The organism is Pseudomonas sp. TWP3-2 (assembly GCF_049897765.1).
In the GTDB taxonomy this organism is placed as follows: domain Bacteria; phylum Pseudomonadota; class Gammaproteobacteria; order Pseudomonadales; family Pseudomonadaceae; genus Aquipseudomonas.
On sequence record NZ_JAFCWW010000003.1, the window covers coordinates 80,991 to 93,588 of the forward strand.

Below are 12,598 nucleotides of genomic sequence, written 5' to 3' on the forward strand. Positions count from 1 at the left end.
GAGAACCGACCGCATGTACAAACTTGAAGTCCAAGACCTGCATAAACGCTATGGCAGTCACGAAGTGCTCAAGGGCGTTTCCCTGAAAGCGGCCGCCGGCGATGTGATCAGCATCATCGGCTCCAGTGGCTCCGGTAAAAGTACTTTCCTGCGCTGCATCAATCTGCTCGAGCAGCCGCACGCGGGCAGGATTCTGCTCAACAACGAAGAGCTGAAACTGGTGGCGAACAAGGACGGCGCGCTGAAAGCCGCTGATCCGAAACAGCTGCAACGCATGCGTTCGCGCCTGTCGATGGTGTTCCAGCATTTCAACCTGTGGTCGCACATGACCGCGATTGAAAACATCATGGAAGCACCGGTGCACGTACTTGGCATGTCCAAGGCTGAAGCGCGCGACAAAGCTGAGCATTACCTGAACAAGGTTGGCGTGGCGCATCGTAAAGACGCTTATCCTGGGCACATGTCCGGTGGCGAGCAGCAGCGTGTGGCGATTGCCCGTGCGCTGGCGATGGAGCCGGAAGTGATGCTGTTCGACGAACCGACCTCGGCCCTCGACCCGGAACTGGTCGGCGACGTGCTGAAAGTCATGCAGGCGCTGGCGCAAGAAGGCCGCACCATGGTGGTGGTAACCCACGAAATGGGTTTCGCCCGTGAAGTGTCGAACCAGTTGGTGTTCCTGCACAAAGGCGTCGTCGAAGAAAGCGGCGACCCGCGCGAAGTGCTGGTCAATCCGCAATCGGAACGCCTGCAACAATTCCTCTCGGGCAGCCTCAAGTAATCAGGACTGCCGTTGTGCACCGGGATAGTGCATGCTTCGCGGCTTGGAAGCCGGCCCGATCCCTGTGGGAGCTGGCTTGCCAGCGATGGCGTCGTGTCAGATTGCATTTATGGGACAGACACACCGCTATCGCTGGCAAGCCAGCTCCCACAATTGATCTTTGCCAGTTTCGCGATTTGTGTTCATTTTCGGGCTAGCATTGGCCCTTGCCTTCATCACTGTTTTTCGCTTCGGATTGCCCGCCCATGACTGCCCATCGAATTGGTTTCCTGATTTGGCCCAGCACTAAAGCTATGACTTTGGCGCTGGCGGAGGAGGCCTTGCGCGTTGCTCAGCGGGTGCACCCGGACGTGGTTTACGAACTATCGTTCCTGCAAGCCGAAGCACCGCCCGAAGGTGCCTGGCAATTGCCCGGCGAACCTTGGGCGGGCAAGCTGGAAAACTTCCAGAAGCTGTTTCTGCTCGCCGATGAGCCGCCAACGTCTCTGGCGCCGCCACTCAGCAGCGCACTCAAGCAACTGGTGCGTGCCGGTTGTGTGATCGGTGGTCTGTCGGCGGGTGTTTATCCGTTGGCGCAACTCGGCTTGCTCGATGGATACCGCGCTGCCGTGCACTGGCGCTGGCAGGACGATTTCGCTGAGCGTTTCCCGAAAGTCATCGCCACCAGCCATTTGTTCGACTGGGATCGTGATCGCCTGACCGCGTGCGGCGGCATGTCGGTGCTCGACTTGCTGCTGGCGGTACTGGCCCGTGACCACGGCGCCGAACTGGCCGGCGCCGTTTCGGAAGAACTGGTGGTCGAGCGCATCCGCGAAGGCGGCGAGCGTCAGCGCATTCCGTTGCAGAACCGTCTCGGTTCCAGCCATCCGAAGCTCACCCAGGCGGTGTTGCTGATGGAAGCCAACATCGAAGAACCGCTGACCACCGACGAAATCGCGCAACACGTGTGCGTATCCCGTCGGCAACTGGAGCGGATCTTCAAGCAATACCTCAACCGCGTGCCGAGCCAGTACTACCTGGAACTGCGCCTGAACAAGGCCCGGCAGATGTTGATGCAGACCAGCAAGTCGATCATTCAGATCGGCCTGTCGTGTGGCTTCTCCTCGGGGCCGCATTTCTCCAGCGCCTATCGCAACTTCTTCGGTGCCACGCCGCGTGAAGATCGCAATCAGCGGCGCAGCAGCAGCCCGTTCGAACTGTCGTCGGTACCGCCCGAGCGCGGTTGATCAGTCCTCGATTTGCAGATCCGGCCGCATCTCCGGTGGTCGCTGGGTTGCGGCGATTCCGGCAACGTTCAGATCGTTTCCCGTCTCGTGGTAATAAGCACGGATCCGCGCCAGGCCTGCTTCGGAAAGCGGGTTGTTGCGCAAGTCGTAGCTGTCACTGACGGACGCGGGCACGTCCATGAGTTCCTCCGGTACTTCGGTGATCGCGTTGTCGGCCAGGTCAACCTCGTTCCAGTGTTGATTTCGCAGCATGCCTTTGGGGATCTCGGTGATGCCGGTGCCGCTCAAATCGAGGTCGGTCAGGCGTTGCAGGTTACTCAGGTCGGGGATGAGTCCCAAAGGGTTGTCACTCAGGTTAAGTGCTTCAAGTTTGTCCATGCCGGCCAGTGCAGCCACGGACGTTGGCGTCAGGGTGATCTGGCACTCGGGCAGGCTTAACGCCGTCAAACGTTTTATCGTGAAAATCGCCTCGGGCAGATCGCCCAGATTGAAATCGCGAATAGTCAGGCTGTCGAGGTCGGTGAAGGCTTCGAGAAAACGCCCGATGCGCGTCGAGTCGCCGTTTCCAATCAAGAACAGATCGGGTACGTAGGGAAAATTGCTGCTGAGCGTAGGCAATTCCCCGATGAAGTTGACTGTGGAGGTGAAGCCGTAGCCGTCGAGCATCGAGTCTTCCAGCGGAATGCGGCGCCAGCAGGTCAGCAGCGCTGCGCTGAATTGCTCGCGCAACTGCTCTTGCTGCAAACGTGCGTCTTCGCCGAGCACCTCTGCCGGAATGTCGCTGGCCCAGCGGGTGAGTGTTGCGGTCAGATGACTCAGCGCACCTTCCTGGCGCGCCACCTCGTTGCGGCCATCGGCCAAGGTGCCGGCCAGCCGATAGATCAACGTGCTCGCCTGTTCATTGTCCAGCGTCGGATACAGCGTTTGCACCCGTGCCCGATCCGCTTCCTCGGCCAGCACGCCGAGGTCTGTGCCGGTCTTGCGGTAGTAGTTCTTGACCCGCTCGCGGGTGGCGGCGCTCAGCGGATTATTGCCGAAGTCGTAACCGTTGCCGGCTTCCGCCGACAAGTTGAACAGCTCCTCGGGAATTTCGGTGATGCGGTTATTGCTGAGGACGACGATGTCCAGTTGTGGATGGTCGATCAGCCCGGCTGGAACCTCGGCAATCGCGGTGCCGGCCAGATCGAGAAAATCCAGCGCCGCGAGCGGACGCAAATCGGGTGCCATGCCCAGCGGGTTGTTGTACAGGTCAAGTTTGTTCAGCCGCGTCAGCAAGGAGAGCGTCGCGCTGCCCTCGGCGTCGAGCACCATTGCGCAGTTGCTCAAGACCAGTACTTGAAGATCTGTCATGCGCCTGAATGACAGCGGCATTTGTTGCAGGCCCAGATCGCGCAGTTCGAGGGTCTTCAGACCGCTGAAGCAGTTGAAGAAACCGTCACCGGCGCGCAGTTGGGCGTTGCCGGTAATCGACAGCGTGGTGACGTGGCTGAAGTCTGTGCTCAACGTGGGAAGTTCGCCGATGAATGCCAGATCAAGGCTCAGCGAGTTGGACCTGAACTCGGGGCGGTCAGCTATTCTCGCGCACCACAGCACCTCGAGGTTTTCGCGAAACTGCTGGCGTGCAACGAGCTCGACGATTTTTTCTTCGGCGCTGAGCAGGATGCTGCCGGAGGGGTGTTGTGCGGGGATATCACTGACCCACTGCGCGAGGTCTGCAGTCAGTTGCCGCCACTCTGCTTCCCACTCGGTAATTCGCAACCGGCCTGTGTCAAGGGTGCCCGGCAACAGGTACAGAAGCCGGTTGGCGTCTGCTGCATCGAGTGCAGGAAACAGCGCGCGAACCCGGCTGATATCTGCCAATGGCATGGCAATCCCGAAATTGTTGCGAGTGCGTGGGTAGTCGCTCTTGATCCGTTCGCGGGTTTGCGCAGTCAGCGGGTTGTCAGTCAGGCTGAATTGTTTAAGGGACGTGGCAGGCAACTCGAACAGGCTGTCGGGCAGTTCGCTGATGCTGTTGTGATCGAGGCTGGCAAACGTCAGGTTCGGCAGATCGATCAGGCCATCAGGCAAGCTGGAAATGCCACTGTCGATCATGCGCACATGGGTCAGCTCCGCCAACGTCTGCAAGTCCGGTGCGGCGCCCAGCGGGTTATGGCTGAGGTTGAGGAACTTGAGCCGCGTCAGCGCAGACAGCCGGGTCTGGGTCAGCGCGGTCAGCTTTACCTCACAATATTCCAGCACCAGGCGTTCCAGTGCCGGCATCCGCTCGCACGCCGCTGGCAGCTCGCCGAGATTGAACTCATGCAGTTCCAGATGACGCACCCCGCTAAAAGCTGCAAGGAAGGCGTCGATGCCGGTCAGCGTCAGGTTGCCATCCAGGGTCACGCCGGCGAGATGGCTGAAGTCTGCCGACAGCACGGGCAACTCGCCCAGGAAGGACACCTCCGTGATCAGTAAGTCGCCTCTGTGCGTGGGTTTTTCCGGATACCTGAAGCGCCATAGCTGTTCAATGCGCTCGGCGAACGATTGCCGGTTCGCCTGCATCAGCATCTGCTGGCGTGGACTCAGCGCCACGCCTGTGGTTGGGTGAATCGCCGGGCCTGCCGTGACCCATTGCGCAAGATCGGTAGTCAGTTGCTGCAACTCCGCCTGCCAGTGTCGGAGTTGCCGGCGGCCATGCTCCAGCGTGCCGGGCAAACTGTAAAACACGTCGCTGGCATCCTGAGCGTCGAGGCTTGGAAACAACTGTTGGGTGGCCTCGATATCGGCCAGATCGGCAAGCACTGCGAAGTCTTGACCGGTCTCACGGTTGTAAGTCTTGATGCGTTCGCGGGTGGCGGCGCTCAGTGGATTGCTCGACAGGTCGTAGCCATCGCCGGCCAGCGCCGACAGTTGGTAAAAGCCTTCGGGTAGCTCGGTGATCAGGTTGTCGCTGAGGATCGCAGTCGCCAGTTTCGGGTGACCGATCAGACCGGGCGGCGTTTCAGTGATGCCTGTGCGCGAAAGATCAATATAGGTCAACTCGCTCAGCGTCAGCAGGTCAGGCACCAGACCCAGCGGGTTACCGGGCAGTTCCAGTGATTCGAGTTTTGCCATTGCGCCCAGCGCCACCAGCGATTCGGCGGTGAAAATAACGCCGCAGTTGTCCAGCACCAGTGATTCGAGCATCGGCAGGCCGGCGAATGTCTGGGCGAGTTGATCGAGTTCGAAATTACGCAGAAACAGGCGTTTGATCCGTCCAAAGCTTTTGAGAAAGGGCGCGGTGCCGCGGATGCCTTTGTTGCCGGTGAGGGTCAGCGCGCTGATGTGGCTGAAATCCGCGCTCAGCACCGGCAGCTCCCCGATGAACGACATCTCGGCGGTGAGGATATCCGCTCGCGGTTGCGGATGGACAGTTGAACGATGGCGCCAAAGCCACTGCAGATTACCGGCGAAGGTCTCGCGCGCGGCTTGTTCGGTAAAGCGCTCGTCGGCTTCGAGGAGTATTCCGCTCACGGGGTCGCGGTCGGGAATGTCCTTGCTCCAGCGCCCCAGGTCGGCAGTCATTGTGGCAATTTCGCTTTCCCACGCCGTGAGCTGCAAGCGGCCCTGGATCAGTGAACCGGGCAAACGGTAGATCAGCCCGCTGGCCTGGCCGTCATCAATGTTGGGGAACAGCGCTCGGGTGCGCAGAATATCGGCTTGCTCGGCGCGTACTCCCAGATTGCCGCCGGTACGGGTGAAATAAGTCTTTACCTGTTCGCGCGTGGCAGCGGACAGCGGATTGCCGGAGAAGTCGTAGCCCGCGCCAGTAGCGGGCGAGAGGTCAAACAGCCCATCAGGCAAGGTGCGGATCTGGTTATCGGCCAGCCAGGCGCTGCGGATTTGCGGGTGATCGGTGAGCCCGGCAGGGACTTCGCCAATCCCGGTGCGGGACAGATTGAGGTAGGTCAGCGAAGGCAGGAAATTGAGATTGAAGCTGGTGCCCAGCGGATTGTCCTTCAGATCGAGTTCGACCAGCTCGTTGAGCGAAGTCAGCAGGCTCTGGTTTTCCGGTGTGAGCACCACCGCGCATTTGCGCAACCGCAACTGGCGCAGTGTGGACATTGTCCCCAGCGAACGCGGTAATGCATGCAGGTCGAAGTTTTGCAGATCCAGACGCGCCAGGCGCGGGAACCTCTGAATGAACGGTTCGATGCCGCCGGAAATTCCACTGCCGCTCAATTCCAGGCTGATGACATGGCTGAAGTCTGCCGTCAGCACGGGCAGGTCGCCCATGACCGGCTCGGTGAAACGCATGCGGAAGCCGAAGCGTTCCGCGGTTTCCCGGCGCCAGCAACTGAGCAGCGCGCGGGCGAACAGGTCGCGATCGCGCCCGGCCGCCGCCCGACGTGCGGGGGGCAGTGCCAGGCCGGTGGCGGGGTCGACCCGTACCTCTCTGATTCGCCATTGATCGAGGTCGGTTTCCAGTTGCGCGTATTCAAGACGCAGGCGCGCCAATGCGGCGATTGGATTGCCGGGCAGGCTTTGCAGGTGTTGCACCATGGCTTGCACGCCGTCCGGCGCGATGCCGGGGAATACGCCCCGAACGCGGGTCTCCAGCGGTTGTGGCAACTGCGGCCCGGCGGTGTGGCGCGGATAACCTTCGGCACCCAGCAGGCGCAGGGTGTCGATGACCGGCGCTGGCGCAGGTGCGATGTTCAGTGTCAGCCGCAGGTTATCGCGGGGCAGGGGATTGTTGCGAATCAGTTGCTGGAGTTTTTGCCCTTCGCCGATCTGCAGGTTCAAGGCTTGGCGCTGTGCATCGGGCAAGGCTTGCAACACGCTGGTGTAGAAATCGCTCGGAGCGTGCAGTTGCCGTCCCGCTTGATCGAACGCTTGCCAAAGATGATCGGCCTGGCGCACCAGCACTTTTTCGATTGGCGTGCCTCGCACGCCAGTGGTGTCGAGCAGGGTGCCGCTGAACGTTTGATCTCGGACCACCAGGCACACATCTGTCGACCAGCCGGGCAACAGCGGCAAGCTGTGCAACGCCAGGGTGTCGGAATCCGTGTTGTGCAGCGAGTCCAGTTCCAGACCTTCGTAGGCGCGGGTGATGCGCAATTCGTGCTCGGCCATCTGCGACAGTTGCTGTTGACGCGCGGGCCATTGTCCTTCGCCGATTTGCAACAGCTCCGCGCCGGTGGCGGTCTGCAGCAACTCTTCGGTGATACGCACGGGGAGTTGCGGTACATGCTCTGCGAGTTTTGTCTGCAGGGGCGAATTGTGCTGCTGCAGTGTCTGGTAGCGCTGCTCGAACAAGGCCGGGCGGCGCTGTGTGGCGAGCTGCGCAAGTCTGGCACGAAGCTGACGCGTGCGCGCATCGATGGCCAGCATCGTGCCGAACTCCTCCTCGAGCATGCTGTTGATTTCATCTTCGCTGAGGGACTGCAGCAGGGTGTTGAGCAGGTCGCCACGGGTGAGCCGGTCCTCGCGCAGTTCGGTCAGGGGCAGTTGTGCATTGCTGGACGACTGCCACAGGGTTTCTCCCTGGGCGCTGCTCAGGCGCAGCCTTTTAGTGTTCGGCCACAGACCCTGTTCGTTGAGCAATTGCAGCTGGATCAGCGGATCGGCTCGCAGGTAAATCGCCGGATCGTCACTGCCAATCTGCTGGATGAAGTTGTGCAGGTCCTGATCGATCCCGAAGCGCTGGATGCTGTCGGCCAGCAGCGGCGGCACGCGCTCCTGATTGACGTGCATTTTGCGCAGCCCGTCTTCGGTAAAGCCGCTGACCCGCAGAATGCGCTCGCGCCGCGTCGGGGTGAACGCGTCCATGCGGTGGCCGATGCGCCCCAGCGCAGTGGCGGCGTCCCATTCCAGCGGCTGCTCGAGTTCGGTATGAAATGCACCCTCACCGTTATGCCGCACGAGTGGCTGATAGGCCTCTGTGCGCGTCGGGTGTTCGATGCGCAGTTTGCCGGGCAACTCATGTTCGTTGACGGCGTAATGCGTCTGGTCGATGGGCATCAGACGTTTGCCCTGATGCGCGTGCAGACCCAGCGCGTCAGGTCTGGAGTCCGCCGCTGGCACACTTCGGCGGGCGTAGGGTTTCAGATCGGGTTTCCAGTACAGCGTCTTGCCGTTGCGTAACTGCACCGGCCTGAATCGATCGATAAACGCCACCACTTCTGCAGGCAAAACCCTTGGCAGCTCGGCCATGGCGATCCCCGCGCCGATCCCGAAAGCGCCGAGCTGGATCAGCGATTCCACTGCGGCGAAAAAGTGTTCGGTGGCTTGAGTGGTCTGGTCTTCAGCCCAATCGATCACGGCCTCGAAGACTTCGTCCAGAAGCTGATAAGCGATGTACGCCATCATCATTTCGCCGAGAAACGGCACGAAAGGCAGGACGACGAACGAGGCAATTTCAATCACCTCGGCAGCGACTTTGACAAATGCATCCCAGCGCGCCCAGCGGGTATTGCGGTCGACCATGGCGGTGGGAATCGCGATCACCGCGGCATCGTTGAGGATCTTGTTCAGCTTGCGTTGGTAAAGGTGCTCCCACAATTCGCCGCCGATGGGCGTCACGGTGAATTGCAGGTTGGGTTTCTCGACGGGCGCCTCGCGCCATGGCGGCAATTGGCTGCCGGCCTGTGGCGGGTGATATTTCACCTGGCTCAGACGCTGGTTGAGCTGGGTAAAGAAATGTCCGCGCTGCTCATGGGCGACGAAACGGCTGAAAAAACGTTGGTAATCCTTTAAGCGCAATTGCCGGATCAGCTCTTGCTCCATTGCGGCTGTGGAACTGTATTCCTTGATCGGGTGTTCGGGGTCTTCCGGGACGTACGCCACGACATTCACGGCTGCGCGAGCCTGTTCCGGATCCGCGGCGAAAATCACGATCCCGGTCAGCGCAACCGCTGCCACGGTGTGATCGTTGGCCAGGACGCTCAAGTCATGACACCGCAGTGGCCGCCCGCTCATTTGCACGTTGGATTTGCCATCGAGGAAGTCTTCGATGGAGCGCCGACTGGCATCGCTGATATCGCCGGTTATCCGCGCCATGCTCAGCGCTGTGCGCAGGGCGGCTTTCTGTGCAGTATCGACCTTGTGGCGCAACACCGCTGCCGCCACCGGGGTGGACAGTGCGAGGCTCTGTTCCAAATAGGTTTTATAGCGCGCGCCGATATCCAGTTCCCGACACAGGGCGGCAAAAGTCGCAATGCCGGGGGTGGTATTGAGCGGCGCCAGCGTCGTGAATTGCCCGGTAGCCGACGGTCGAGTGATGAACGAGGAGCCGCTGGCATAGGCATCGGTTGCGGTTTCTCCAGCCTCGAAGTTATGCAGGGCTGCATCCAGCAACGACACCGTCCAGGTGCGGGTGCCGGTGGTAATGCCTGCCACGGTCACCGGGAGATACAGCTGGAGGAAGGTTTGCTTGACGTCCAGTTCCAGTCCGAAGCGCGTTTTCAACGCCTCGGTCAGCAGTGGTTCGGCAAAGGCACTGGCGTTCTGCACGCGCTCGAGCATTTGATCGACGGCGTTTTGCGCGGTCATCTGGCTGGCGATGGCGCTTCTGAGCTCGGCTTGCTGCGTTAGCGGGGCTGACTTGAGTTGATCGCTGAGGGTTGGGCGGTGGTTCTTCAGCGCGGCGCGCCGTGTGGGTGAGGCTTTGCCCAGCCATTCGGGAATGGCGTTGACCAGCGGCTCATAGTGCGACGCGGGGTTGAGCGCATTCGCACCGGGGGTGGAGGTGATGGCGGGCGATTGCGCGGTCGGTGAAGGCATCGGTTGCGTCCTTGAACGTCGATAAAGACCTCAAGCAGACCAAAATGCAGCGCTCGCCAGGTGGTACATATGTATGACCGACAAACGCTTTGCAGTTGATAGCCTCATAGCGCTGCTGCATTTGTCGGCAGCAGTTTAAACTGCGCCTTTGCGACGCTATATGTCGCATTGCCGTAAACCCGGGAAAATCCGGGGTTTGCGCTATAAGAAGTTGTCGCCTGGCGGCAAGGCCAAGCTGAAAACTGTCCTTACAATCCTCACCAAGCTCGCCAGTTCCAGGCGAGCGTTCCTCTTCAGGAGACTCCGATGTCCGTTGAGCACGCTGCGGTACAACGCGCCGATTTCGACCAGGTTATGGTTCCCAACTACGCGCCTGCCGCTTTCATTCCTGTGCGTGGTGCCGGTTCCCGCGTCTGGGACCAGTCTGGCCGCGAGCTGATCGACTTCGCCGGCGGCATTGCGGTCAACGTATTGGGCCACGCACATCCTGCGCTGGTCGGTGCATTGACCGAGCAAGCGAACAAGCTGTGGCACGTGTCCAACGTGTTCACCAACGAACCGGCTCTGCGCCTGGCGCACAAGCTGATCGACGCCACGTTCGCCGAGCGCGTGTTCTTCTGCAACTCCGGCGCTGAAGCCAACGAGGCCGCGTTCAAACTGGCGCGTCGTGTTGCGTTCGACCGGTTCGGCACCGAGAAGTACGAAATCATCGCCGCGCTCAACAGCTTCCACGGCCGTACTCTGTTCACCGTCAATGTCGGTGGCCAGTCGAAGTACTCCGACGGTTTCGGTCCGAAAATCACTGGTATCACCCATGTGCCGTTCAACGATCTGGAAGCGCTGAAAGCGGCGATTTCCGACAAGACCTGCGCCGTGGTCCTGGAGCCGATTCAGGGTGAGGGCGGCGTACTGCCGGCCGAACTGGCTTACCTGCAAGGCGCCCGTGAACTGTGCGACGCGAACAACGCGCTGCTGGTGTTCGACGAAGTGCAAACCGGCATGGGCCGCAGCGGCAAGCTGTTCGCCTATCAGCATTACGGCGTGACCCCGGACATCCTGACCAGCGCCAAGAGCCTGGGCGGCGGTTTCCCGATCGCGGCCATGCTCACCACCGAAGCGCTGGCCAAGCACCTGGTCGTCGGCACCCACGGCACCACTTACGGCGGCAACCCGCTGGCGTGTGCGGTCGCAGAAGCGGTGATCGACGTGATCAACACCCCTGAGGTGTTGAACGGCGTTAACAGCAAGCACGATAAATTCAAGACTCGTCTTGAGCAGATCGGCGAGAAATACGGCCTGTTCACTCAGGTGCGTGGTCTCGGTCTGTTGCTCGGTTGCGTGCTCAGCGATGCCTGGAAAGGCAAGGCCAAAGACATCTTCAACGCCGCTGAAAAAGAAGGCCTGATGATTCTGCAAGCCGGCCCGGACGTGATCCGTTTCGCCCCGAGCCTGGTAGTTGAAGACGCCGATATCGATGCCGGTCTCGACCGCTTCGAACGTGCCGCAGCAAAACTGACACAAGCCTGATAGACCCTTCGGCGCCTGACCCTTCAGGCGCCGATCAAAATTTTTGTTTCGTGCCGAATCGATGTGGAATGAGCCCCCGTGGCGAGGGGATTTATCCCCGTTGGGTGGCGAAGCCGCCCCAAATCCAGTTGCCGCGCACTCAATTTCGCGCTGACTGGTTTCGGGGGCGCTGCGCACCCCAACGGGGATAAATCCCCTCACCACAAAAGCTTGTTCCCCTGCTTCCTGAGGGACGGCCCGGAATTTCATCTTCTGTGAATTTATAAGAGAAAAGGAGTGACACCATGCTGGTGATGCGCCCTGCGCAAATGGCTGATCTGGGCGAGGTACAGCGTCTGGCTGCGGACAGCCCGATTGGTGTCACTTCCTTGCCGGATGACGTGGAACGGCTGAGCGACAAGATCGCCGCGAGCGAAGCGTCGTTTTCCGCCGAAGTCAGCTTCAACGGTGAAGAGAGCTACTTCTTCGTCCTCGAAGACACCGCCACCGGGAAACTGGTCGGCTGCTCGGCCATCGTTGCCTCGGCCGGTTACTCCGAGCCGTTCTACAGCTTTCGCAACGAGACCTTCGTGCACGCCTCCCGCGAGCTGAAGATCCACAACAAGATCCACGTGCTTTCGCAGTGCCACGACCTGACCGGCAACAGCTTGCTGACCAGTTTCTACGTGCAGCGCGAGCTGGTCGGATCGCCGTGGTCGGAACTCAATTCCCGTGGTCGCTTGCTGTTCGTCGCCAGCCATCCGGAGCGGTTCGCTGATTCGGTGGTGACCGAGATCGTCGGTTACAGCGACGAGAACGGCGACTCGCCGTTCTGGGATGCGATTGGCCGTAATTTCTTCGACCTCAACTACGCCGCCGCCGAGCGCCTGTGTGGCCTGAAAAGCCGTACGTTCCTCGCCGAGCTGATGCCGCATTACCCGATCTACGTGCCGCTGCTGCCGGATTCCGCTCAAGAAGCGATGGGCCAGGTGCATCCGCGTGCGCAGATCACCTTCGACATCCTGATGCGCGAAGGCTTCGAGACCGATCACTACATCGACATTTTCGACGGCGGCCCGACCCTGCATGCGCGCGTTTCGGGGATCCGTTCGATCGCCCAGAGCCGCGTGGTGCCGGTGAAGATCGGTGAGCCGGTCAAAGGTGCCGGGCGCCAGTATCTGGTGGCCAACGCCCAGTTGCAGGATTACCGCGCCGTGTTGCTGGAGCTGGATTACGCGCCGGGCAAACCGGTGACCCTGGATCTGGAAGCGGCCGAAGCCCTGGGCGTCGGCGAAGGTGCCAGCGTGCGCCTGGTGGCGGTTTAACGCCTTAGCGAGTTTCA

At 60.7% G+C, this 12,598-nt stretch carries 5 protein-coding genes; 4 read left to right on the top strand and 1 reads right to left on the bottom strand.

Annotated features, from left to right (window positions below; translation table 11 throughout):
* Window positions 1–13 precede the first annotated feature (13 nt).
* Window positions 14–778 carry an ABC transporter ATP-binding protein gene (locus ACP7EE_RS05835; RefSeq protein WP_426202796.1) on the top strand — a complete coding sequence of 255 codons (765 nt, stop codon included), beginning with the start codon at window positions 14–16 and terminating at the stop codon, window positions 776–778.
* Between the two features lie 245 nt (window positions 779–1,023).
* Complete coding sequence (gene argR / locus ACP7EE_RS05840; protein WP_426233895.1) at window positions 1,024–2,004, top strand: transcriptional regulator ArgR; 981 nt, start codon at window positions 1,024–1,026, stop codon at window positions 2,002–2,004.
* Here argR and ACP7EE_RS05845 read toward each other — a convergent pair whose 3' ends face one another.
* On the bottom strand, window positions 2,005–9,750 hold the full coding sequence (locus ACP7EE_RS05845; protein ID WP_426233896.1) for a dermonecrotic toxin domain-containing protein: 7,746 nt from the start codon (window positions 9,748–9,750) through the stop codon (window positions 2,005–2,007).
* A 306-nt stretch (window positions 9,751–10,056) separates the two neighbouring features.
* Between ACP7EE_RS05845 and ACP7EE_RS05850 the strand changes: the two genes are divergently transcribed.
* Window positions 10,057–11,277 (top strand): aspartate aminotransferase family protein, encoded by a 1,221-nt coding sequence (locus tag ACP7EE_RS05850; RefSeq protein ID WP_426233897.1) that lies wholly within the window; start codon window positions 10,057–10,059, stop codon window positions 11,275–11,277.
* Window positions 11,278–11,561: 284 nt separating this feature from the next.
* Window positions 11,562–12,581, top strand: coding sequence for an arginine/ornithine succinyltransferase subunit alpha (gene aruF / locus ACP7EE_RS05855; protein WP_042560545.1), 1,020 nt, complete (start codon window positions 11,562–11,564; stop codon window positions 12,579–12,581).
* The last annotated feature ends 17 nt before the right edge of the window (window positions 12,582–12,598 follow it).

What these genes read in the sequence shown, in the direction of transcription:
- ACP7EE_RS05835 (WP_426202796.1), top strand. Translation starts at nt 14, where the DNA reads ATGTACAAACTTGAAGTCCAAGACCTGCATAAACGCTATGGCAGTCAC.
- argR (WP_426233895.1), top strand. Translation starts at nt 1,024, where the DNA reads ATGACTGCCCATCGAATTGGTTTCCTGATTTGGCCCAGCACTAAAGCT.
- ACP7EE_RS05845 (WP_426233896.1), bottom strand. Translation starts at nt 9,750, where the DNA reads ATGCCTTCACCGACCGCGCAATCGCCCGCCATCACCTCCACCCCCGGT.
- ACP7EE_RS05850 (WP_426233897.1), top strand. Translation starts at nt 10,057, where the DNA reads ATGTCCGTTGAGCACGCTGCGGTACAACGCGCCGATTTCGACCAGGTT.
- aruF (WP_042560545.1), top strand. Translation starts at nt 11,562, where the DNA reads ATGCTGGTGATGCGCCCTGCGCAAATGGCTGATCTGGGCGAGGTACAG.